Source organism: Kordiimonas sp., from assembly GCF_048260245.1.
Classification (GTDB): Bacteria; Pseudomonadota; Alphaproteobacteria; order Sphingomonadales; family Kordiimonadaceae; genus Kordiimonas.
The window spans coordinates 1-21,252 of record NZ_JBLXGZ010000047.1; the positions used below are offsets into that span (position 1 = coordinate 1).

The window sequence follows — 21,252 nt, forward strand, 5'->3', positions numbered from 1 at the left end:
TGGGGCTGGTTTGGTAGCGCCCAGCTTGGTGCTGTGTTTGCTATTGCGATGGTCTTCAATATGTTTATCGCGGGCCTCAGCGGCGTGCTGGTCCCGATTGGCCTCAATAAAGCTGGTGCTGACCCTGCCATAGCGTCCAGTGTGTTCGTGACAACTATCACGGATGTGGTCGGTTTCTTTGTATTTCTGGGAATAGCCGCAGCGTTTCTTCTTTGATCGGGTGTCAGCTATGAACAACGGCTTGGTACTGCTGGTTGATGACGATCCTGTTGTTTTGCGTTTGCAAGCAGCGGCGGTTCGGCAGTTCGGATTTGAGACTCTGATAGCCGAGACCGCGGAGGAAGCCTTGATGGTTACCCGAAAACACCGCCCCTCGTTGGTTATTAGTGATGTGCAGATGCCCGGGGAGGGTGGCTTTGATTTTGTTGAAGGGTTGGAAAGGCAGGGTTTGAAGACCATGCCGGTGATTTACCTAACAGGCTATGACGACATTGAAATTATTCGTGGTGGTTTGCGTGCCGGTGGCGATGATTTTGTTATCAAGGGCGGTTCGGTGAAGAGGTTAAGGAAGCGAATAGCCTTCTGGATGGCGAGTGGTTTTGTTGAACTTCCGAGCGATTTGCGCCGCCGTGCGCTCGTGGCCGCCAACATGATTAAAGGCGATACGTTCCGTGACGTTGAAAACCACCTTTCCTTCAATCAGGTGCTGTTGGAGACGGTGGTTTCTGGTGTGAAACAGGAATTGTTGCCGCTGCCGGAGGACTTTGGCTCCCGCCTTGTCGAGCGAATATGTATTATGGGTCGAATTTCAAAATTGATTATCGACGCCAGTGAGGGTTTTGGGGACTATGTACGTTTCCCCGATCATTTCATCAGTGTGGCCAATGGGGTAAAACCCTTGTGGAGCCGAGATTTTTGGCCGTTGCTGAAACGCTTTGAGGATTGGTCGTGTGATACGCGCTTTGTGCTGGCTGGGGTTGAGCCATTGAAAGCGGTAAATGAGTATGACTGGTTCCTGGACGGTGCCAGCTGATCAGTTAATCTTTGTGAATGGGCATGTTGTCGAGCAGGCGAACAGCGCCGATGCGGGCGACAGCCAATACTCGCGCGTCTCGATCCAGCACTTCAATGGGTTCAAGGCTGTCAGGGTCTACAACTGAGACGTAATCAACTGCGAGAAAACCGGCATCGAGAAGAGATGTTTGGGCTTCTCTCTCCAGCGTGCGCAAGCTATGACCTTTCCTTGCCTGCTCCACCAAATTTTTTAGTATGATATTGAATTGACCGGCAATTTTGCGTTGTTCAGGATCAAGGTACTCGTTTCGGGACGAGGCGGCTAAGCCATCGTCCTCGCGGACAAGGGTTCCTCCCATTATGTCGACCGGTATATTGAGATCGGTGACAAAACGGCGTATTACAGCAAGCTGCTGATAATCTTTTTCTCCGAAGATCGCGACGTCTGGCATAGCTTGTAGAAGAAGTTTACTGACAACAGTAGCGACACCGTCAAAATGGCCGGGACGACGGGCACCCTCGAGCAGCTCTGATATACCTGCAACATTGACAGTGCTGGCAAAGCCGGAAGGGTACATCTCCTGTGCGCTTGGTGCAAAAACGAGGGTGGCTTTTGTCTTGGCGAGCTTCGCAAGGTCTTGCGACTCTGTCCGTGGATATTGGTCATAGTCTTCCCCTTCGCCGAACTGCGTTGGGTTCACGAAAATGGAAACAATGATGCGATCCGCCTGCGTCGCGACCGATTGAACCAGAGAGAGATGTCCGTGGTGAAGAGCGCCCATCGTGGGCACGAGGCCGACGCGGTAACCTTCACTACGCCAGCCAGCTACGATCTCACGCAGTGCAGCAACACTACGTATAACAGGAACATCTCTGCTCATGGTCATCCTTCGAGATGGGAGGCGAGCTGGGCGCTATCCAGCCCGTCCAGCCCGTTAAAATTAATAATGGAAAGTATATCGCTGACATACTCGGCTCCACGCTCCGAGTAGCTGACCAGTGCAGGGGCCAGCGCGGCGCCGGTCACGGAGAGATTATGCTGCCTTAGTTCAGCACGGCGGAGCCGCAGGTCGCGATAGCTTGGGTGCCGGTTTAAATTGGTCATATAGCTTAGCACGCTGTCGAGGAGATACTCGAAGCTTTTGACCTTATGGGTTTTTCCCTCTTCTCGCTCAAGCGGTGTCAGACCCTCCGCGTCGCCCCATACCCATTCGCCGAACAGCGCGTTGCCAGCCTGTGCGAAGCGACTTGTACCCCATCCAGATTCCATTGCCGCCTGTGCAATTGCAAGCGATGGCGGGATTACGTCACAGCGAAAAATAAGAAGGTCGATATCCGCGAGTGTAAAGTTGGTGTGCCTTCGGATACGATACTGGCGCGCCTTTTTTTGTAGCCACTTTTTTTCGCTATGCCTCAATGGTGCTCCATTAAGTATTTTTTTCTTTAGCGACAGCAGCACCCCCCGATCCGCGACAATCAGCTCGTTTGCTCGCAAGATAATGGGCAGCATCGCGGATGTGAAAAGACGTTTCTTTTCCCGGGCGTTATCCAGTGCGGGCAAGTCACCGGGTAATCGTGCCAGGAAAATACGCGGTACCGCCTCAACGGCATGCATTTCTTTTTGCAGTAACCGAGCCAGACGCGGTGACATCTCGCGCTTCTCACGCGGTGGATATTGATGCGCGAGGTAGTTTGGTTGATCCCCCACGAGCGCGTCAGGCCGCGAAAGCTCAAGCAGATACCTCGCGAGCATTATGGGCCCGATCAGAAGCACATAGATGAGCGCTGCCAGTACAGCCGTTTTTCGTACACGTATGCGCACGATGAGCTTTTCCCCTTTTGTTGACCTTCTATATATCTAGCTAATAAATCTAGTGGCAAAGGGCAAGATCGTCTAATGCTATGTCGAAAGAACGGCATCGATTGTCGTGGTTAAGTGTGTTGAGGAGGTAACTCTGTGCCGGATAGTGTGGCAAATCCTGATAAACTGCCTGTAGGGCGGCCTTATCTTATTGTGTTGGGTAACGAAAAAGGCGGCTCAGGGAAGTCTACGACCGCCATGCACATTGTTGTTTCCCTTTTGCGTGAAGGGTGGCGCGTTGGAACAATAGACCTGGATGCCCGGCAGAAAAGCCTCACACGGTATATTGAGAACCGCCGGGCGCATGTGGCGGAAAAAAAGCTGACGCTGCCCATGCCGATGGAAATGGTGGTGCCCAAATCAGCCCTGCGCACATCGGACGAGGCTGAAGCTGACGAAAAAGCGCGTTTTGAAGAAGCTTACGTGAACCTGATGGATAAGGTCGATGTGGTGGTGATTGATTGTCCCGGCAGTGACACTTTCCTCTCGCGGCTGGCTCATACGGCGGCAGATACCTTGGTTACGCCAGTAAACGACAGCTTCGTCGACCTTGACCTGCTGGCGAGAGTAAATCCCGGTACACATAAAGTGGAAGGGCCAAGTCTTTATGCCGAAATGGTCTGGAAGGCGCGGCAGCGCCGGGCGATGGCCGATGGTGCGTCCATAGACTGGGTCGTGCTTCGGAACAGGGTCGGGGCTTTGCATGCAAAGAACAAGGAGCGTGTGGAGAGGGTTTTGAACGAACTCACCAAGCGCATCGGCATTCGGCATGTGTCGGGCCTTGGTGAGCGAGTAATATACCGTGAACTGTTTCTGCGAGGATTGACGTTGATGGACCTCAAGGAAGCTGGCGGTATTGACGGTAAGGGCCTGTCGCTTAGCCATGTCGCCGCCCGGCAGGAGGTGCGTAAACTCATGGATGCGCTTAACCTTCCTTTCCGGCAGTCAGAGAAAGTCTCCTGATATGGTCATTTGGTTGATTCTCGGGTCGGCGCTGGCGTGTTTGCTGCTCATGCTTCTCAATTGGTGGGCGAAAGCCGAAGTGAAAACTGCAAAAAACTCGCTTTTCTGGGCGATAGTGGCTGTATGCGGCATTCTCACTTTTGCATTGATGGCGACAGGCAGGGGCGTGATGGCTATTTTGCCAATCGGCCTGGCGGCGTGGCGCATGTTTGGCGCGGGGTTGCAACCAAGCCGCAAGTCGGCCTCCCGTGGGCAGGAGGGAGCGCAGATGAGCCCTGCAGAAGCGCGTGATGTACTGGGGGTTGAAAAAGGCGCAGGCGACGATGAGGTAAACTCAGCCTATCGTCGGTTGATGGCCAAATACCACCCGGACAAAGGGGGGAATGACTGGATGGCTAGCAAACTCAACGAAGCGCGCAAAACACTTCTCGGTAAATAGTGTATCATTAGGCAGGTTTTTGCCATTTTCCCGCATTGACGACCAGTTTGTGGCCTGTCACCCTGCATAAATTATTTGTGGATATTTGAGGGCTTACAATGACAGGTCACATATTTCATTCAACTGTACTGCGTGAATATGACGTGCGTGGGATCGTCGGCGAAACCTTACATAAGGAAGATGCCTACGCTCTCGGCAAGGCGTTTGGCACGCATGTGAAGCGCGCAGGGGGCACGCGGGTTTGTGTCGGCTATGATGGGCGGGTTTCATCTCCTGAGTTGTCATCGCGATTGATGGCAGGGCTCGCGAGCACAGGGCTTGATGTTATCAATATCGGGTTGGGCGCGACCCCCATGCTGTATTATAGCGTTTTTGAGCTGGATGCGGATGGTGGCATAATGGTGACCGGGTCCCACAACCCGCCGAACTACAATGGTTTCAAGATGATGCTTGGCAAGAAGCCATGTTTTGGTGACGCTATTCAAGCGCTGGGCGCGACTGCAAACAACGGTGACTTTGAGGAAGGCGAGGGGAGTGTCAGCAAGGTTGATGTGTTCGACAGATATGTTGAACGCCTGTTGCGTGATTACGAAGGCGCTGCCTTCAAGGTGGCTTGGGACCCGGCGAACGGTGCTGCTGGACCTGCTGTCGAGGCGTTGGTCAAGCGGCTGCCCGGTAAGCATATCGTCATTAATGCCGAGGTTGATGGCACCTTCCCTAACCATCACGCAGACCCGACGGTCGAGGAAAACCTGGAGCAATTGAAAGAAGTTGTCGCGCGCCATGGCTGCGACATTGGCCTCTCGTTTGATGGCGACGGAGACCGGATAGGCGCCGTTGATGGCAAGGGCCGTGTCGTCTGGGGCGACCAGATGTTGGCCATTATGGCGGGTGACTTGCTCAAGGAACTACCAGGTGCCCCGATTATCGCTGATGTTAAGGCTAGTAACGCGCTATTTGATCGGATCAGGGAAATGGGGGGTGAGCCGGTTATGTGGAAGACCGGCCATTCGCTGATCAAATCGAAAATGGTTGAATTGGAGGCCCCGCTGGCAGGCGAGATGTCGGGTCATATTTTCTATAAGCACAAGTTTTATGGTCATGATGACGCGATGTATGCTGGCCTCAGGTTTATGAATGCCGTTGCGAACCAAGGCGGAGACCTTGCTGCGCTCAAGGACGGCTTGCCGACTGCGATCAATACGCCGGAGCTACGCTTTGAATGTGATGAAGTGCGGAAGTTCGAAGTGGTTGAGGAGGTGAAATCAAGGCTGCAGGCGGCCGATGCGAAGATGTCCACAGTTGACGGCGTGCGGGTGCAAACCGAGGACGGCTGGTGGCTGTTGCGGGCTTCAAATACCCAGGCGGTATTAGTGGCGCGCTGTGAGGCGTCGACCAGTGATGGTCTTGACAGGCTCAAGAAAACGCTGGTTTCAGCGCTGGCCGAATCTGGTGTCAGTGCACCCGATGTTCTATGATAAACATGACAACGAAAAGAAAAACTCGTCACTTCACCGCATGTTTACTCTTTTAGACGATGCTTTATGCATTACATTATGTAGGTATGGATTTTTTGGAGGATCAATGCCTGACAAACGACAAGACGGTAATGGCAGTGATGGTGGCGCCGGAACGGGCCTGCTGACGCGGTCTGACACGAAGACGAAAAAGCCGTCCATGTATAAAGTCCTGCTCCTGAACGATGATTTCACGCCGATGGAATTCGTAGTGCATATATTGCAGCGATTCTTTCGCATGAATGCTGAGCAGGCTACGGATGTCATGCTGCAGGTTCACCAACGTGGCGTCGGCATCTGTGGTGTCTTTACCTATGAAGTTGCGGAAACAAAGGTCAATCAGGTCTTGTCGTTTGCCCGCCAGCATGAACATCCGCTTCAGTGCACGCTGGAAAAAGAGTGATAGTACGGATGCATGGCGACTGAACGCCACTGACGCATCCGAGAAGGATAGAAAAGAGTGCCAAGATTTTCGCCCCATCTGGAAGAAACGCTGCATCGTGCGCTGAAGGAAGCAAACGAGCGTAGTCACGAGTATGCAACGCTTGAGCATCTTCTTTTATCCCTGTTGGAAGACCCGGACGCCACGGCGGTTTTGAAGGCTTGTGACGTGGATGTAGAGATTTTGCGTGGTCAGGTGTTAGAATATCTTGATGATGACATGGAAAACCTGAAGGTCGATGCTGATGGCCTTGAAGCCACGCCGACGGCAGGTTTTCAACGGGTGGTGCAGCGCGCACTTTTGCACGTGCAGTCCTCTGGCCGAGAAGAGATGACTGGAGCCAACCTGCTTGTGGCCCTGTTCTCTGAGCGGGAGAGCCATGCAGTTTATTTTCTCCAGAGTCAGGATATGACACGCCTTGACGCGGTGAGTTACATCTCTCATGGCATCGCCAAAGTGCCTGAATTAAAAGAAGACCGGCAGGTGCGCGGTGCCGATGAAGAAGAAGAGGTGCACAGCGAACAACCGGCGAGTGAGAGCAAAAAAGCTGACACTGCCCTTGCTGCTTACTGTGTGGACCTTAATGAGAAAGCCAAAGAAGGCAAGATTGACCCGTTGATTGGACGCGCTGCGGAACTGGAGCGTGCCGTTCAGATCTTGTGCCGCCGTTCCAAGAACAATCCGCTGCTTGTAGGGGACCCCGGAGTTGGGAAAACCGCGATAGCTGAGGGACTGGCCCGGCGGATTGTTGAAAAAGATGTCCCTGACGTGCTTGACAACGCCGTGATCTACTCGCTCGATATGGGCTCGCTCTTGGCTGGCACACGGTACCGCGGAGACTTTGAGGAGCGATTGAAGGCTGTGGTCCGCGAGTTGGAGGGGCGGGATGGCGCTATTCTGTTCATCGACGAAATTCATACCGTCATTGGCGCCGGGGCGACCTCCGGCGGTGCAATGGACGCGTCCAATCTTTTGAAACCGGCGCTTGCCAGCGGCACAATCCGGTGCATGGGATCGACAACCTACAAGGAATTCCGCAGTCACTTTGAAAAGGACCGAGCTCTTTTGCGCAGGTTTCAGAAAATTGATGTGAATGAGCCGACTGTGGATGACGCGGTGAAAATTTTGCGAGGCCTCAAGCCTTATTTTGAGGAGCATCACAAAGTTCGCTACACCGCAGAGGCAATTAAGACGGCGGTTGAACTTTCTGACCGGTATATTTCCGACCGCAAGCTACCGGACAAGGCTATTGATGTCATTGATGAATCCGGCGCTGCTCAGATGTTGTTGCCACCGTCGAAGCGTAAAAAGACCATTGGGGTCAAGGACGTGGAGGCAGTAGTAGCAAAAATTGCACGCATCCCGCCGAAAACAGTTACTCGCGACGAAGGGCGCGTGATGTTCACCCTTGAAGATGATCTGAAGAGGGTGGTGTTCGGACAAAACGCAGCAATTTCCGCGCTGACTGCATCAATCAAGCTATCGCGTGCAGGCCTTAGGGAGCCTAATAAACCTATCGGCTCCTATCTGTTTGCAGGACCTACAGGGGTCGGCAAAACCGAGGTGGCTAGACAGTTGTCACACCTCTTGGGTGTTGAGTTGCACCGCTTTGATATGTCTGAGTATATGGAACGACATTCAATTTCACGGCTTATCGGTGCGCCCCCAGGGTATGTGGGCTTCGATCAGGGCGGGCTATTGACCGACGCCGTCGATCAGCATCCGCACTGTGTGTTGCTGCTTGATGAAGTGGAAAAAGCCCATCCTGACCTTTTTAATGTCCTGCTGCAGGTCATGGATAATGGCACACTGACCGATCACAACGGCAAGAAGGTCGATTTCCGCAATGTGATTTTGATCATGACAACCAATGCCGGCGCTGCTGAGCTGAGTAAAACCGCGATTGGCTTTGGTCGGGAGACCAATGATGGTGCCTCAGAGGAAGCGGTCAAGCAGATGTTCAGTCCCGAGTTTCGAAATCGCCTGGATGCGACGATTGCATTTGACTTCCTGCCGCCTGAAGTGGTCTCGAAAGTGGTTGAGAAATTTGTCTTGCAGCTTGAGCTACAGCTTGCGGACCGTAACGTCGAAATCTCGCTGACTGAGGACGCGAAGGCGTGGCTGGCGGAGAAAGGCTATGACCGCCATTATGGCGCGCGGCCGCTTTCCCGGGTCATTCAGGAAAACATCAAGACACCGCTAGCCGATGAGCTGTTATTCGGCAAGCTCACAAAAGGCGGTGAAGTGGTGGTGAAACTGAAAGACGGCAAGCTCGATTTTGAGGTTACGCCGCACGCCCCCCGTGAAACGCCAGACAAGAAAACGACACCAAAAGCGAAACCAAAGGCTCACTCTGGTGTACCCGCTACGCGGGAGGAGGCCAAGCCACCCGTGCCGGTGAAATAGTGCACGGGGCACACGGTTTATGGCTCATGTTTTTGTAGAGACCGAAAGACTGAAGTTGCGCGAATGGTGCCATGAGGACCGCGCAGCTTTTGCCGCAATGAATGCGGACGCGGATGTTATGCGCTATTTTCCCCACGTACAAAGCCGGGAGGAAAGTGATGCGTCGGTTGATCGCTGCATATGGCGTATTCAGCAGGACGGCTTTGGTTTCTGGGCGACAGAGTTCAAGAAAAACAGCCAGTTCATTGGCTTTATTGGCATTCAAAGGGCGGCAGAATATCTTCCTTTTGCACCCGCGATTGAAATTGGGTGGCGGCTTGACAAAAGCTTTTGGGGTGAGGGGCTCGCTCCGGAGGGCGCAAAAGCTTGCCTTGCGTTTGCCTTTGACGACTTGGATGTCAAAGAGGTGATTGCCATGACCACCAAACATAACGCGCCATCGCGTCGCGTGATGGATAAGATTGCCATGACCTATGATCCTCACGGTGATTTCGACCATCCGATGGTACCGGAAGCAAGTCCGATCCGTCCGCATGTATTGTATCGCGTCAGGCCTTCCTGAACGGGGTATGGTGGCCGAGGTCTTGGATTTCGGCGTCGACGGCGTGTCGTTCGGCTTCAAGGAAGCTTGCAACGGCTTCACGGAAATTCGGGTTGGGTATCCAATGTGCGCTATAAGTCTTTGTGGGTGAGTAGCCACGGGCGAGCTTGTGAGGTCCCTGAGCGCCTGCCTCGACATGTCTGATGCCGTGTTCTATCGCGTATTCCATGGCTTGGTAATAGCAGGCCTCAAAATGCAGGCTATCGAACATGTCGGTACATCCCCAATAGCGCCCATATAGGGTGTCATTGCCAATGAAATTAAGTGCTCCGGCCACGGTCTCTCCATCACATTCGCACATGATAAGCAGGATGTTTTCTGCCATCGACTGACCCACCTGCGAGAAAAATGTGCGGTTGAGGTAGGGCGTACCCCACTTGCGGTTGCCCGTGTCCAGGTAGAAGGCGAAAAAACAGTCCCAGTCTGTTTCGGTTATGGCTGCCCCGGTGACATGGCGGAACGTTACCTTTTGCTCCTGCACGCGGCGGCGCTCTTTTTTAATTTGTTTACGCTTGCGGGAAGACAAGGCGCTGAGAAAGTCATCAAAGCAGGTGAAGCCGTCATTGTGCCAATGGAATTGTTGGTCCGTCCTGATGAGATACCCTGCCTCCTGAGCTTTTAAGGCTTCGGCGGCAGGCAGGAAAGTAAGATGCAGGGAGGAAGTGCCAAGCGTATCGCAGGCATTGCGGGCGGTTGCCAGTAGTTCGGTGCGCAGATGATCATATCCTTGCCGGACTAGAAGCCGAGAGCCGGTGACTGGTGTGAATGGTACAGCCGATTGCAGTTTAGGATAGTAGCGGCCTCCAGCTCGCTCATACGCGTCCGCCCAGCCGTGATCAAAGACATATTCGCCGTAAGAGTGGCCTTTGATGAAAAGCGGCATGATAGCAGCAACGCAGTCATGTTGTTTGTCGCTGATAACAAGGTGGTAGGGCTGCCAGCCTGTGTCTGCAGTTGTGCAGCCGGACTTTTCCAAAGCGAGGAAAAAGGCGTGTTCTAAAAAGGGATTACCTGAATCTGAGCAGGAGTTCCATGCTTCTGCCGTGATTGATGCAACACTGTCGACAAATTCAGCCGTTAGCTCGGCGGCTGGTGTCATGCGCGTCTCCTCAGCCGTTTATGTCGGCGGTGATCTTGGTGCCGATGACAGCTGGTTTTTCGAAAATCAAAGCGTCAGCGTGTTCGCGAGCAATCGATTCCATCTTCTCATCCCTCACTGTCCAAGTCAGCAGCGGCTTTCCTTTTTTGCGCCATGAGGTGCAGAAGCTGTTAGGAAGCAGGTTTACATCGCAGGCAATAAAGTCTGGTTTACATTTCTGCACCCATAGCTGAAGCGCAACCCTCCTTTTCATGCTCAGCAGAAATTCGCGACCAATCACAAGGCCGCGAGGATATTTCGGCATATAGGCCTTAAACCAGTTCACTACGCGCGGATCGAAAGACATGATTGCCACTTGTCCGCCATATCCTTCAAAGGCATGGCGAACACCCGCACATAGCTTTTGCGGGTTCTTGCGACGTGATGATTTGATTTCCACAAACAGCGGCTGTCGTCTGTCTATTTCGTCCAGTACGTCGGGCAAACTCGGCATAGGTTGGCCGCTTGTCCCCACCTTGAATTCGTCACGTAGTTGTTTGAAACCCCATGTGGAAACCGCTCCTGCACCGTTGGTCATTCGGTCCAGAAACTCATCGTGGAACACGACAATAATATCATCGACTGTAGCGCGCACGTCGACTTCAACGGCATAGCCTGCTTCCACTGCAGCCCTGACTGATGCGAGGGTGTTTTCTTCCACTACAGTACCGGCCTCAAATAACCCGCGGTGGGCGATTGCACGCGCGGTCAGCCATGGAAACTGCCGTTGATTTTCAGACATATGGTTAGCCAATCTCCACGAGAGCGTCGATCTCGACAGGGACATTCATTGGAAGTGCATTGGTGCCGACTGCCGACCGGCTGTGCTTACCTTTGTCGCCAAATACATCGACCATCAGGTTACTGGCGGCATTGATCACCTTGGGCTGTTCGCCAAAGCCATCCACGCAGTTAACGAATCCACCAAGCTTGACAATGCGAACCACTTTATTGAGGTCACCGTCGCAGGCTACCTTGATCTGGGCGATAATATTCAGGGCGCAGAGCGTGGCGGCTTCGCAGGCCTCCTCAATGGACACGGTATCGCCAACCTTGCCCTTAAAGGCAAGTGCGCCGTCTCTCATTGGGATTTGACCCGAAACCGAGACAAGGTTGCCGCTTCTGACAAAGGGGACATAGTTGGCGACGGGTGCGACAGGTGTCGGCACATCAATACCTAGGTTTGCCAGGCGCTTTTCGATGCTCATCCAGGAACTCCAGCTGAAAAATATAAAGAAACTAAGCCCTTATACCAAAGCTACCCTCATAAAAAAAGGGCCTTAAGCGGCCCTTTCTGGCAGGATGTAGGTAGGCTATGCCGAGCGCAGATGGTGACCTTTGCGGCTTTGTTTGTCGCGGTACATTGCCTGATCCGCAGCTTCGATCAACTCTCCTGGATCGGTAGCGGCGTTGAAAGGGTGAGTGCCGACTGAGCAGTTGACAGAAATCCGGGCACTGCCATAACTGACCTTGCCTTTATTGATGCGATCCTGCAGCGCGCGCAAACGTTCAATCCCTTGCTCCGGGTTGCAGCGATTGAGTATGACCGCAAACTCATCGCCAGCGATGCGAGCTACGACATCACTTGGACGAATATGTTGTTTTAGCGTCTTAGCCACAAAACGGAGCACCGTATCGCCTGCCATATGGCCGTGAATATCATTGATGCCCTTGAAACCATCCAGATCAAGGAAGCCTAATATACCCGCTTCCTGATGCCTGGCCGCAGACGCTAATGCCTGTCCCAGAGCCAGTCGAAGCCCGCGACGGTTGGGTATGCCTGTCAGTTCATCGGTTACAGAGAGCTGTTCAAGGTAGGCGATGCGTTCCTGCTGTTCTGACATGCGCTGTTCGGCGGCGGCGGCAAAACTGAGCACTTCGGTAATCAGTTGCCAGCCGTTGCTGTCAAACTTCATTTCTGCATTGGCCGCAGTTCTCATCAACTTGCCAGCAAGCTTGGTGACGTATGGGTTTATCGCCGTTTTGTCTTTCAGCTTGTTTTTTTGCTCAATCATGTTTGCCTCCGGTTCACGCACTACAAAACAGAGAAAGCAAAAGATGTGCCATGTGACGCATCGCTTTAGGCGTTGATTTCGAAAGGTTTATTGTTTGGGGCGAGGAGGTTTTTCGGCATTTTTTGCCGGACGAATTGACCGCCCCGTCATTACTGCCGCCTTGCCAAACTTGCCTCGAAGGGCATCCATCGCTCGTTCTGCGGTTCGCTTTTTTGTTCGGGCTGGTTCAATAAGGTCCGGTTGATCAGCCTCTGATAATGGCCGAAAATGGCTGAGACCAATGCCGATAAGACGGTAGGATGTGCCATTTGCCAGAGGCACAAGTAGTTGTTGCCCGACCTCAAATATCGTGGTCGCAAGCTGGGTGGGGCCATCAAGTGTGCGGGAACGGGTGATGGTTCGGTGCATGTTGGTTTTTAGTTTGACTGTAACGGTCATGCCCGCCAATTGTTTGGCCTTAAGCTCGGTGGCAACATTGTCCGACATTTGCCATAGTTCGGCTTCGAGCTCCTGATAGTTAACCAGGTCGCGGGCGAGGGTTCGCTCGCTTGAGACGCTTTTGGTAAGCTGTGCGGGGCTGACGCGGCGGTTATCGATTCCGCGCGCGAGGCGGTATAGCTTTAAGCCGGTTTCACCATATTTTCGTATAAGGACGGATTCCTCCATGGTCTGCAGTTGCTGAATTTCTGACAGACCATCTCGTGCGAGAGTTTGTGCCGTTTTTGTACCGATTCCGTATATGCGTGAGATGGGAAGCGGAGCTAAAATCTCAAGTTTCTCCGCCTCTCCGATCACGGTAAAGCCGCGGGGTTTGTTCATGTCCGAGGCCAGTTTGGCGAGAAATTTGTTTGGGGCCAGACCAACTGAAACGGTGATGCCAACTTCTTTTTCAATCTCTGTCGCAAGTCGTGCCAGTTGGACTGCTGGAGGCGCGCGGTGCAAGCGCTCAGTACCGGAAAGGTCCATAAAGGCTTCGTCGATCGAGAGAGGTTCTACCAGGGGCGTCAAGGCGTGCATCATGGTGCGTATTTTTTGGCCTTCTGTCCGGTAGAGTGTCATCCTGGGAGGCAGGATGGTTGCGTCCGGACATAGTTTTTTCGCTTTAAACATGGGCATTGCCGAACGAACGCCGTGCATTCGGGCGATATAGCAACACGTAGAAACGACGCTTCGGTTGCTTTCACCGCCGATGATCAGCGGCCTGGATGCAAGCCGGGGATCGTCACGTTTCTCAATTGAGGCATAGAAGGCGTCACAATCAAGGTGTGCGATCGTCAGGTCGAACAGTTCCGGGTGACTAATGATGCGGGACCGACCACATGAAGGGCATGGGCCCGGATGCCGGTATTGGTGAAAGCAACTTCGGCATAGAACAGGGAACGCCACAATGTCTGATGGCAAGGTGGTCACTAGAGGCTCCGGATATGGGTATGCAGATATTCGGTGAGTGCGGCCCAGTCATTCAGTCGGACATGGGCATGTTCGGCTTTCTCGATCATTGCCGCAAGTCTGGGATCGGCGACAAAGTGCACCCGGTGGATATCGGGTGCGTGCCGTGCCACAGACTTGTGTTGCGGCGGCAAATCGTCGATGAAGACCACCGGTGCCCCGTGCAGTGATGCTATCTGCGCAGCTACTGGGCCTTTTTCGCCACTGTTGGATAATACCGGGAGATTGACCCCTTGCGCAATAAGGCTTTGCTCTCGTCTTTCCCTGCAATGACCGGGGATGTTGCTCAGGACTGCAATATTATATGTGTGTGACAGGATTTTGAGGGCGTCTGCAGCGCCGGGCACGAGAGGAACATCATGCGAGCAAGTGTCAAAGAAGCTCGCAATCAGTCTTTTAACCTCACCAGGATCGACAGCAACCCCGGTTCCAAGCTCGAATATGTTACCGGCCAACTGGAAACTTGTAAGTCGAAGTTCGTAGCCGCAGGATGACAGGTGTGCTTCCAAACGCTCGACAAAACGCAGCAATACTTCGTCTGCATCCACTAGCAAAAGCGGTTTATCAGGCTTAAAACCGGTGACGAGCTCTTGAACATCAAGCATGTTACCACTCTTGTCCCGTGCCGCCACCTAACGTGCGCCAAGCCGTCACGACGATTTCTGGCTTCACGGCCTCTGCTGACGCAAAGGAGAGCAGGTCTGGCTCATGCCCGAGGAGAAACTCGAGCATAGACGCCTGAAAGCCACAGTCCTGAATGCGGGCGCGAATATCATGGGCCTCGGTGCCGGAAAGCGCCAAAAAGCGATCTCTTAAGGTATCTTCGCTGAAAATGAAGGCTGCAGCCTGCAAGGCTATTGCTTCCGCCATATCATTTGTCATGTTGCGGGCCCTCTCTTGATGTGTCCTGACTGCATATATTAGCCCAGTCAGTTTCCCATGGAAGAGGCTGACAGCAAATGGCTTTTTTGTCACAATGTCGGACACCTAGGTGAATTTTCTATTTAAATACCTTGTCGGTCTTGTCTTTTCATGAAAAGGGGGCCTATTATTTGGTGTTGGGAATGCAAAAATCGCCCGATTATTTGGGCTAGGGGAACCGTATGGGTAAGAAGATCCTGATAGTCGAAGACAATGAATTAAACATGAAGTTGTTTTGCGACCTTTTGGAAGCTCATGATTATGAGACTATTCAAACACGTGACGGCATGGCTGCGCTTGATCTTGCACGTGAATATAATCCGGATCTCATTCTGATGGATATTCAACTGCCCGAGGTCTCAGGCCTGGAGGTTACCAAGTGGTTGAAGGAGGACGAGGACCTTCGGAAAATTCCCGTTGTCGCCGTTACTGCATTTGCCATGAAGGGTGATGAAGAAAAAATCAGGGAAGGGGGCTGTGAAGCTTATATTGCCAAACCCATTTCCGTTGGTCATTTCCTTGAAACAGTAAAACAGTTCGTAGGGTAGACCGCCGATGACAGCGCGGGTGCTGGTAGTGGACGATGTGCCACCGAACGTCAAACTCCTTGAGGCCAAGCTCACGAGTGAGTATTTTGATGTGCTGACGGCATTCAGCGGTCCAGAGGCACTCGACGTCATTAGCCGTGAACACCCCGATATTATCTTACTTGATGTCATGATGCCTGGCATGGATGGTTTCGAAGTATGTCGTCGTATCAAAGCTGATCCCACTACATCTCATATTCCTGTCGTTATGGTGACAGCTCTTGATCAACCTTCCGATCGTGTTGCTGGGCTGGAAGCCGGTGCAGACGACTTCTTGACCAAGCCCGTACAGGACCTTGCGCTATTTGCTCGGGTTCGCTCATTGGTTCGGCTCAAAGTCATGATGGATGAGTTGCGAAACCGTGAGGCCACAGGCGCTAGCCTAGGCTGGGATAATGAAGAGGATGCCACGGTCGAGCCAGAGGCCCCCATCGATGGGTCTATTTTGATCGTCGACGAGCAAGAAAGAGTGATGGAACGTATCGCCCGCGCTTTGGAGGGGGTTGGTGAACTGACTTTCCTGACGGGAGGGGTGGATGCAGCAGACCGTGCAAGAGAGAAGAATTTTGATCTGATTATTGTCTCTCTCACGATGCGGAATACGGATGGTTTGCGAGTGTGTTCCAAGTTGCGCTCTTTTGAAGAGACGCGTCATGTACCTATTTTAGTCATGGTGGATGACGGTAATACAAAGTTGCTTGTCCGTGCGCTTGAGATGGGTGTGAATGACTATGTTGTTCGCCCGGTCGACCGCATGGAGTTTTTGGCGCGGGTCAAGACGCAGCTTAAACGCAAGCGATACGCTGACAAGCTATGGGAAAACTTCCACCTCTCGATGCAGCTTGCGACGACAGATGCGGTTACAGGCCTTTATAATCGGCATTATCTTACCAGCCACCTTGAAACCCGGATTCAAGCGGCGCAGAGTGCAGGCAAGCCGCTTTCTGTACTGATGATGGATATTGATCACTTTAAAAAGGTCAATGACACATATGGTCATGCGGTCGGGGACCTTGTGCTCAAGGAGTTTGCTAACCGGATCGCTAAAAATATCCGGGGTGTCGACTTGGCAGCACGCTATGGTGGGGAAGAGTTTGTCGTGATGATGCCCGAAACACCCACCGATTGGGCTTTCATGATCGGTGACCGGCTTCGTCAGGAGGTTTGTGAGAATCCTTTCGAGGTTGGCTTGCCCGGGGGGCCGATAAATGTAACGGTCTCCCTTGGGGTTGCAACCAGTGGTGAGAAGCAGAGCCCGGCGCAATTGCTGGATGCCGCGGACAAGGCTCTTTACAGTGCCAAGTCAAGCGGCCGCAATCGCGTGGTCATCGCTGGACAAGAAAAGTCCTAGGCAAATTTATTGTCAGGATATACGTGTTCCCTACTAAGCTACATTCCGTGTGAGGAATATGATGAGCGACTATGACAACCAGCCACGCCATAATATGGGCCGGAACATAGAAAACGACAAAGACCGTACCGCGGCTATTGTTGTTTACATCTTGTATTTTATGGGTTTTGCTGCGGGCATAACGGCGTTTGTAGGGGTGGTTATTGCCCACTCCAAGGCTACGCATGATCCCGTGTGGCGCAGCCATTTCGATTTCCAGATACGCACCTTCTGGCTGGGCCTTGCCACCCTGATTGTAGGTGGCGTGCTCTCGCTCGTATTGATCGGGTACGTTATTCTTGCCTGGTGGACACTCTGGACTGTGATCCGAATAATCAAAGGAGGCGTCAGGGCGATCAACAATCAGCCGATTGACGACCCTCAGACGCTTCTCTGGTGAACAAAAAAAACGCTGCAGCCTAAAAGGCGCAGCGTTTTTTATACTCATCGGAAAACCCAGATTATTTAATCTTGGCTTCCTTGAATTCTACGTGCTTACGAACAACCGGATCGTATTTGCGGAGGACCATTTTCTCGGTCATCGTACGCGGATTCTTCTTGGTCACGTAGAAGTAGCCGGTATCCGCTGTGCTAACCAGCTTGATCTTAATGCTGGACGGCTTTGCCATCGTATCAACTCCAAGAAAACAGTATTGGCGGCCGCCTCATGCAACCGCTCAGTGGCCGCAAAATACTGATCACCCCCCATAAGTCAAGCGCTCTTTGGTAAATGTCGGAATATTTTTATGGCAGTATTAAAAACTGTTCGGAAATGATAACGCTCAGGTAACCATTTTTGTGTCAAAACAATAATGATCAACGACAAGAGGTCTAGATATGTCGACACTTGATAATGAGCTCGTAGAAGAACTGCGCACTGAGGCGATTGATACAGTTGAAGATAGGCTGCAAAGCCTGAATGAAGCCGTGACGGATTTTCAAAGTGGCCGTGTGCAAAGCGAACACGCTCTCGCGACTATACGACTTGAGGCACATTCCCTTAAAACCGTCGCTGCGAGCTTCGAGATGAAGGCTCTAAAGGTGATGTGTCACCGTTTTGAAGATTATTTTTTCAATATGACGGGCCTTACCACCGAATCCTGCCACGATATTCAGCTCTATGTTGACCGGATGGCAGAGTGTCTGGACGCTTTTGTAAATGGTAGGGAAATCGACCTATCTCCGATGATGCGCAAACTGCCGAATAAGGGCGGGTTTAACGTCGGAGACATCACCGTCACCGACATTGAGGTGATGCTTGTGATGGAGCCGGGTATTGCGACCAAGATCGTCACGAGAGAACTGCTGGAGTGCGGTTATCGCATGATCAACGTGGCGTCGACGATGGACGCCATTCAGTTGATTCCCTCAATGAAGCCTGACGCAGTGATAGTGTCGCGCGTTATGCCCGAACTCTCGGGAATTGACTTGGCTTGCGCGCTAAAAGCAATGCCAACGACGCGACACATACCGGTGGCGTTGATCGCAACGAGCCAAAAGGAAAAATTCAAGGACCTTCCCGATAGCGTGCCTGTGTTGCGCAAGGGGTCGAATTTTGCAGACGATGTCGCGGATGTGTTCGTGAAGCTGGGTATTCTTTGATTCTGTATCATGCTGAGAAGCGAAGGTGGACCGGGACCGCTTATAAAATTAAGTTAAAATTAAAGTAAAATTGCATTTTCATCAAAAGTGCGCGACTATTTGTGCTGGATGTGGGGCTTTCAGCCAATGAGGGAAGTGTAATGAAATCGACAGTATCAATGATTGCAGGCGCAGTGCTTGCTGTTTCTTTTTCAGGTTTAGCAAGTGCGGCAGGACAGGAAGCTGGTGCGGAATGTTATGCACCTATGTCTGCCTACAGCGCCGGGTTGCCCAAGGTTGACGGGTTTGAAGCGATGAGTGCTGAAAAGCGCATTGTTGAGACGACGATGGTCTTCCGTAAAGCTATGTCCGCGGCACAGGACTCGCAAAATTGCTTTGAGGATGCCATCGCCATCGCTGATGAGGGTGATCTGGCGGAGCTTCAACGTGGGGCGGAAGAAAGCAGCCTTGTTTTCAGTCAGGTTCAGGTGGAATTCGGCGCTAAACTTGATGAAATGTCCGGCGATGTGTTGAGCGACGTGGCGCCAGCGGCTGGTGCGGATACCATGGCAGCAACGGAAGAGCAGTCTGTTGCTGGTATGGAGTTGTTGTTTGATTCATACATGGCGCTTGAGCGGTCTCAGGAAATCAGCCGCGGTCTATCCAAGGCGGCGCGCAAATCATAACTTGATGCAGGCAAATGATTAAATGGCTCGGCCTTTGTATCGGCCGGGCCATTTTTAACTGGCAGCGGTGTCTGTTACGACAGGGGGCTGTTCCGAGGAGGGCAAATTTTGGTCTTCCAGCATGGCGGGATCGTTGCCGTGATTTTCGTTCGGCTTAAACTTGAGCACTACGGTCGGCAGAATGCTAAGCTCCAATTCAAGGTCCGTAAAGTGAAAGCGATTGAAACGCAGCTTTTTGCGTGTACCGCTGGCGCGAAAAAGTGAGCTAAGGATCGTATTGATCAGAGTTTTGTCACGAGTCTCACTCAGTAATGTCGCCTGTTTCTCGTCGCTGATCAGTTCCCGTAGCCTCAGGTGGGGGACAATTTTAGGGGATAGCCCCAGTCCAACCTCAATCTCTGTGACGTCATAGCCAGCCCGCTCGATATATGGCAGGGCTTCGTTGAAGCGCTGGGCAGTTTTTGTGAGCGTATCTCCGCTGAAGTCCTTAATGCCACCCATGGCAGCGGAATAGGCCTCTGAAGCGCTTTCGCCCCACCGGTGGCCTTTTTTTCGCCCAAGCAATGCTTGACGCATGTCTTCCATGATTTCGGGTAGGCGTTTTTTCATTGTGAGGCCTCATTTTTGCCTGCAGCCAATGCATGAGGCGTACAGGAAAGAAGTGGTGTTGGGCCGTAATCAACGAATAATTTCAACCCGGTCCGGCTCTTTGATGCGATACAGCATCGCTGGACGGTGCGCACCGGCTGCAAACCGTTTTCCGGTCTCGGCGATAAGGTCAAGAGACAATATCCACTTGCGGAAGTTCCGCTTGTCCAGCGTTTTGCCTGTAGCTTGTTCATAGACCGTCTGCAGTTGGGACAATGTGAATTCTTCTGCCATAAACTGCAAGCCGATGGTTGAATATTCCATCTTTGCCGCGAGTCGGTCACGTGCAACGCGCAAAACCTCAGTATGGTCAAACGCAAGTTCAGGCAAGTTCTCAACAGAGAACCACTGGACTTCGTCCGCGTCGGTACCTGCCGCAGGAGTAAGATGCGCCGATGGCGTCAGGGTATAATATGCCACACTGATTACACGCTCTCTAGGATCCCGGTCGATCGCGCCAAAGGTGTATAGCTGCTCCAGGTATACATCCTCAAGGCCCGCTTCTTCCTGAAGTTCCCGTTTGGCGCACTCATCTACGCTTTCATCAATGCGAACGAACCCACCAGGTAAAGCCCATGAACCTTTAAATGGCTCTTGGCCACGCTTGATCAACAGTACCTGCAGTTTGTTGTCACGCACCGAGAAAATCACGATGTCCGTTGTGACCGCAGGGTGTGGATACTGATATGTGTAATTCATATCTAATTCATTTTTCTTACATATTAAGAGTTAATGCTTACTTTTCCTGCTGAGCGTCTCGGCATTCTAAGTCCCCACAAAAAAACTACTAGCAGACTTTCGAGAACAATGTCTATTTTTGTTTTGCAAGTCATTCAGTCTATATTTTTGTATTGGTGTGTATGTTGCTGCCTTAATTTAAGAGTGTAAAAATTATCTAAAGTTGTATTTATGTTATTGTTTCCGCCGTCAGGATTTTGAGGGGGCGGCGGGCTTGAATAAAGGGTGGTTTAAGCGCAGATCTTCGGCGGATAGTTTCATTTCTATATAAACACGTTTCCGGCCTTGACCCGGGCGCCGTTTTGGGTTGGTATCGGCGGGAACTTTATCCAGCATTTTGATGAGGGGAAGGGTATTATGCCGCTCGCACAACTAGAGAATATACTAAATCTTTTTCGTGGCACGGAGCTTGACGAAGAAGGTAAACGCCAGTTGGTACGGGAGGCACTGCTGATGGCGTTGTCGCGCGCGACCAATGCCGACACCAATATTTCCGGTGTCGAGATCGCAACCGTCCAACGAATTATCAAAGAACGCACCGGCGATGAGGTCAGTGAAAAAGACATCCGCGTCGCTGCGATTTCTGATCTTTATAAAGAAGCGACGCTTGAGCGCTATCTTGCCAAGGTTCGCGGCAAGATCGGTACTGAAGACTGCAAGATGATTGTGGGGGCACTCGCTACGGTGATCAAGATTGATGGTAAAGTCAGCCCGTTTGAAGTTGAATTTTTTAACAGTGTCGCAAATTCGCTTGGTGTTTCGCACGCTGATTGCGCGGGGTTGATCGAATAACCATTGCTGCATGGTTTCCTGAAAAGGCGGGCAAGTCCCGCCTTTTTTTGTTAACAAAGCTTTT

Annotated in this window: 26 protein-coding genes; 14 read left to right on the plus strand and 12 right to left on the minus strand. The window is 52.1% G+C overall.

All coding sequences use genetic code 11. The features are described 5' to 3' along the window. Together ACN0VM_RS16640 and ACN0VM_RS16645 are read left to right on the plus strand one after the other, a co-directional pair. A partial coding sequence (locus ACN0VM_RS16640; protein ID WP_417452024.1) for a magnesium transporter occupies positions 1-216 on the plus strand: 216 nt, incomplete at its 5' end. 13 nt (positions 217-229) lie between these two features. Beyond that, on the plus strand, positions 230-1,033 hold the full coding sequence (locus ACN0VM_RS16645; RefSeq protein ID WP_417452025.1) for a response regulator: 804 nt from the start codon (positions 230-232) through the stop codon (positions 1,031-1,033). A 4-nt stretch (positions 1,034-1,037) separates the two neighbouring features. On the opposite strand, the gene panC is transcribed toward ACN0VM_RS16645, so the two are convergent. Both panC and ACN0VM_RS16655 read right to left on the minus strand, forming a co-directional pair. Then, positions 1,038-1,895: a pantoate--beta-alanine ligase gene (gene panC / locus ACN0VM_RS16650; RefSeq protein ID WP_417452026.1), complete on the minus strand. Its 858-nt coding sequence runs from the start codon at positions 1,893-1,895 to the stop codon at positions 1,038-1,040. 2 nt (positions 1,896-1,897) lie between these two features. Next, positions 1,898-2,836: a glucosaminidase domain-containing protein gene (locus ACN0VM_RS16655; RefSeq protein WP_417452027.1), complete on the minus strand. Its 939-nt coding sequence runs from the start codon at positions 2,834-2,836 to the stop codon at positions 1,898-1,900. A gap of 135 nt (positions 2,837-2,971) precedes the next feature. Between ACN0VM_RS16655 and ACN0VM_RS16660 the strand changes: the two genes are divergently transcribed. The 6 genes from ACN0VM_RS16660 (at position 2,972) to ACN0VM_RS16685 (ending at position 9,204) form a co-directional block, all read left to right on the plus strand. Beyond that, complete coding sequence (locus ACN0VM_RS16660; RefSeq protein ID WP_417452028.1) at positions 2,972-3,838, plus strand: division plane positioning ATPase MipZ; 867 nt, start codon at positions 2,972-2,974, stop codon at positions 3,836-3,838. Between the two features lies 1 nt (position 3,839). Continuing rightward, the gene (locus ACN0VM_RS16665) at positions 3,840-4,277 is read left to right on the plus strand and encodes a J domain-containing protein (RefSeq protein ID WP_417452029.1); all 438 of its coding nucleotides are present in this window, start codon (positions 3,840-3,842) and stop codon (positions 4,275-4,277) included. A 98-nt stretch (positions 4,278-4,375) separates the two neighbouring features. After that, the gene (gene pgmG / locus ACN0VM_RS16670) at positions 4,376-5,755 is read left to right on the plus strand and encodes a phosphoglucomutase/phosphomannomutase PgmG (RefSeq protein ID WP_417452030.1); all 1,380 of its coding nucleotides are present in this window, start codon (positions 4,376-4,378) and stop codon (positions 5,753-5,755) included. A gap of 106 nt (positions 5,756-5,861) precedes the next feature. Next, entirely contained in the window at positions 5,862-6,197 is a 336-nt protein-coding gene (clpS, locus tag ACN0VM_RS16675) for an ATP-dependent Clp protease adapter ClpS (RefSeq protein ID WP_417452031.1), read from the plus strand. Between the two features lie 57 nt (positions 6,198-6,254). Beyond that, positions 6,255-8,642: an ATP-dependent Clp protease ATP-binding subunit ClpA gene (gene clpA, locus ACN0VM_RS16680; protein WP_417452032.1), complete on the plus strand. Its 2,388-nt coding sequence runs from the start codon at positions 6,255-6,257 to the stop codon at positions 8,640-8,642. 19 nt (positions 8,643-8,661) lie between these two features. Beyond that, complete coding sequence (locus ACN0VM_RS16685) at positions 8,662-9,204, plus strand: GNAT family N-acetyltransferase (RefSeq protein WP_417452033.1); 543 nt, start codon at positions 8,662-8,664, stop codon at positions 9,202-9,204. Here ACN0VM_RS16685 and ACN0VM_RS16690 read toward each other — a convergent pair. The 7 genes from ACN0VM_RS16690 to ACN0VM_RS16720 form a co-directional block, all read right to left on the minus strand. Next, a complete protein-coding gene (locus ACN0VM_RS16690) occupies positions 9,191-10,342 on the minus strand; it encodes a GNAT family N-acetyltransferase (RefSeq protein ID WP_417452034.1) in 1,152 nt (383 codons plus the stop codon). The genes ACN0VM_RS16685 and ACN0VM_RS16690 overlap by 14 nt on opposite strands. A 10-nt stretch (positions 10,343-10,352) precedes the next feature. After that, a complete protein-coding gene (locus ACN0VM_RS16695) occupies positions 10,353-11,135 on the minus strand; it encodes a glycerophosphodiester phosphodiesterase family protein (RefSeq protein WP_417452035.1) in 783 nt (260 codons plus the stop codon). Next, a complete protein-coding gene (locus ACN0VM_RS16700; RefSeq protein WP_417452036.1) occupies positions 11,128-11,589 on the minus strand; it encodes a RidA family protein in 462 nt (153 codons plus the stop codon). Before ACN0VM_RS16700 ends, ACN0VM_RS16695 begins: the two co-directional genes overlap by 8 nt. A gap of 105 nt (positions 11,590-11,694) precedes the next feature. Further along, a complete protein-coding gene (locus ACN0VM_RS16705) occupies positions 11,695-12,396 on the minus strand; it encodes a GGDEF domain-containing protein (RefSeq protein WP_417452037.1) in 702 nt (233 codons plus the stop codon). An 87-nt stretch (positions 12,397-12,483) separates the two neighbouring features. After that, a complete protein-coding gene (locus ACN0VM_RS16710) occupies positions 12,484-13,797 on the minus strand; it encodes a DNA polymerase IV (RefSeq protein WP_417452048.1) in 1,314 nt (437 codons plus the stop codon). Between the two features lie 8 nt (positions 13,798-13,805). After that, positions 13,806-14,450 carry a hypothetical protein gene (locus ACN0VM_RS16715; RefSeq protein ID WP_417452038.1) on the minus strand — a complete coding sequence of 215 codons (645 nt, stop codon included), beginning with the start codon at positions 14,448-14,450 and terminating at the stop codon, positions 13,806-13,808. A gap of 1 nt (position 14,451) precedes the next feature. Beyond that, positions 14,452-14,727 carry a DUF3572 domain-containing protein gene (locus ACN0VM_RS16720; RefSeq protein WP_417452039.1) on the minus strand — a complete coding sequence of 92 codons (276 nt, stop codon included), beginning with the start codon at positions 14,725-14,727 and terminating at the stop codon, positions 14,452-14,454. Positions 14,728-14,948: 221 nt separating this feature from the next. On the opposite strand from ACN0VM_RS16720, the gene ACN0VM_RS16725 reads away from it, so the two are divergent. From ACN0VM_RS16725 to ACN0VM_RS16735, 3 genes are all read left to right on the plus strand, one after another. After that, positions 14,949-15,314 (plus strand): response regulator, encoded by a 366-nt coding sequence (locus ACN0VM_RS16725; RefSeq protein ID WP_417452040.1) that lies wholly within the window; start codon positions 14,949-14,951, stop codon positions 15,312-15,314. 7 nt (positions 15,315-15,321) lie between these two features. Further along, positions 15,322-16,704 carry a PleD family two-component system response regulator gene (locus tag ACN0VM_RS16730; RefSeq protein ID WP_417452041.1) on the plus strand — a complete coding sequence of 461 codons (1,383 nt, stop codon included), beginning with the start codon at positions 15,322-15,324 and terminating at the stop codon, positions 16,702-16,704. Positions 16,705-16,765: 61 nt separating this feature from the next. Then, the gene (locus ACN0VM_RS16735; RefSeq protein ID WP_417452042.1) at positions 16,766-17,143 is read left to right on the plus strand and encodes a DUF4870 family protein; all 378 of its coding nucleotides are present in this window, start codon (positions 16,766-16,768) and stop codon (positions 17,141-17,143) included. Between the two features lie 61 nt (positions 17,144-17,204). Here ACN0VM_RS16735 and rpmG read toward each other — a convergent pair whose 3' ends face one another. Further along, positions 17,205-17,372: a 50S ribosomal protein L33 gene (gene rpmG, locus ACN0VM_RS16740; protein ID WP_020401238.1), complete on the minus strand. Its 168-nt coding sequence runs from the start codon at positions 17,370-17,372 to the stop codon at positions 17,205-17,207. A gap of 208 nt (positions 17,373-17,580) precedes the next feature. Between rpmG and ACN0VM_RS16745 the strand changes: the two genes are divergently transcribed. Further along, entirely contained in the window at positions 17,581-18,345 is a 765-nt protein-coding gene (locus ACN0VM_RS16745) for an Hpt domain-containing protein (protein WP_417452043.1), read from the plus strand. A gap of 140 nt (positions 18,346-18,485) precedes the next feature. Beyond that, a complete protein-coding gene (locus ACN0VM_RS16750; protein ID WP_417452044.1) occupies positions 18,486-19,010 on the plus strand; it encodes a hypothetical protein in 525 nt (174 codons plus the stop codon). Between the two features lie 54 nt (positions 19,011-19,064). Here ACN0VM_RS16750 and ACN0VM_RS16755 read toward each other — a convergent pair whose 3' ends face one another. After that, complete coding sequence (locus tag ACN0VM_RS16755; protein WP_417452045.1) at positions 19,065-19,619, minus strand: hypothetical protein; 555 nt, start codon at positions 19,617-19,619, stop codon at positions 19,065-19,067. A gap of 69 nt (positions 19,620-19,688) precedes the next feature. Continuing rightward, on the minus strand, positions 19,689-20,357 hold the full coding sequence (locus ACN0VM_RS16760; RefSeq protein ID WP_417452046.1) for an NUDIX hydrolase: 669 nt from the start codon (positions 20,355-20,357) through the stop codon (positions 19,689-19,691). Between the two features lie 396 nt (positions 20,358-20,753). Between ACN0VM_RS16760 and ACN0VM_RS16765 the strand changes: the two genes are divergently transcribed. Next, positions 20,754-21,188 (plus strand): TerB family tellurite resistance protein, encoded by a 435-nt coding sequence (locus tag ACN0VM_RS16765; protein WP_417452047.1) that lies wholly within the window; start codon positions 20,754-20,756, stop codon positions 21,186-21,188. The last annotated feature ends 64 nt before the right edge of the window (positions 21,189-21,252 follow it).

Excerpts from the sequence above, each read along its gene's own strand:
- ACN0VM_RS16720 (WP_417452039.1), bottom strand. The coding sequence starts at position 14,727 with ATGACAAATGATATGGCGGAAGCAATAGCCTTGCAGGCTGCAGCCTTC.
- ACN0VM_RS16645 (WP_417452025.1), top strand. The coding sequence starts at position 230 with ATGAACAACGGCTTGGTACTGCTGGTTGATGACGATCCTGTTGTTTTG.
- ACN0VM_RS16750 (WP_417452044.1), top strand. The coding sequence starts at position 18,486 with ATGAAATCGACAGTATCAATGATTGCAGGCGCAGTGCTTGCTGTTTCT.
- clpS (WP_417452031.1), top strand. The coding sequence starts at position 5,862 with ATGCCTGACAAACGACAAGACGGTAATGGCAGTGATGGTGGCGCCGGA.
- ACN0VM_RS16765 (WP_417452047.1), top strand. The coding sequence starts at position 20,754 with ATGCCGCTCGCACAACTAGAGAATATACTAAATCTTTTTCGTGGCACG.
- ACN0VM_RS16715 (WP_417452038.1), bottom strand. The coding sequence starts at position 14,450 with ATGCTTGATGTTCAAGAGCTCGTCACCGGTTTTAAGCCTGATAAACCG.
- ACN0VM_RS16665 (WP_417452029.1), top strand. The coding sequence starts at position 3,840 with ATGGTCATTTGGTTGATTCTCGGGTCGGCGCTGGCGTGTTTGCTGCTC.
- ACN0VM_RS16755 (WP_417452045.1), bottom strand. The coding sequence starts at position 19,619 with ATGAAAAAACGCCTACCCGAAATCATGGAAGACATGCGTCAAGCATTG.
- ACN0VM_RS16705 (WP_417452037.1), bottom strand. The coding sequence starts at position 12,396 with ATGATTGAGCAAAAAAACAAGCTGAAAGACAAAACGGCGATAAACCCA.
- rpmG (WP_020401238.1), bottom strand. The coding sequence starts at position 17,372 with ATGGCAAAGCCGTCCAGCATTAAGATCAAGCTGGTTAGCACAGCGGAT.
- ACN0VM_RS16690 (WP_417452034.1), bottom strand. The coding sequence starts at position 10,342 with ATGACACCAGCCGCCGAGCTAACGGCTGAATTTGTCGACAGTGTTGCA.
- ACN0VM_RS16685 (WP_417452033.1), top strand. The coding sequence starts at position 8,662 with ATGGCTCATGTTTTTGTAGAGACCGAAAGACTGAAGTTGCGCGAATGG.
- ACN0VM_RS16730 (WP_417452041.1), top strand. The coding sequence starts at position 15,322 with ATGACAGCGCGGGTGCTGGTAGTGGACGATGTGCCACCGAACGTCAAA.
- panC (WP_417452026.1), bottom strand. The coding sequence starts at position 1,895 with ATGAGCAGAGATGTTCCTGTTATACGTAGTGTTGCTGCACTGCGTGAG.
- ACN0VM_RS16700 (WP_417452036.1), bottom strand. The coding sequence starts at position 11,589 with ATGAGCATCGAAAAGCGCCTGGCAAACCTAGGTATTGATGTGCCGACA.
- ACN0VM_RS16745 (WP_417452043.1), top strand. The coding sequence starts at position 17,581 with ATGTCGACACTTGATAATGAGCTCGTAGAAGAACTGCGCACTGAGGCG.
- ACN0VM_RS16760 (WP_417452046.1), bottom strand. The coding sequence starts at position 20,357 with ATGAATTACACATATCAGTATCCACACCCTGCGGTCACAACGGACATC.
- ACN0VM_RS16725 (WP_417452040.1), top strand. The coding sequence starts at position 14,949 with ATGGGTAAGAAGATCCTGATAGTCGAAGACAATGAATTAAACATGAAG.
- ACN0VM_RS16735 (WP_417452042.1), top strand. The coding sequence starts at position 16,766 with ATGAGCGACTATGACAACCAGCCACGCCATAATATGGGCCGGAACATA.
- pgmG (WP_417452030.1), top strand. The coding sequence starts at position 4,376 with ATGACAGGTCACATATTTCATTCAACTGTACTGCGTGAATATGACGTG.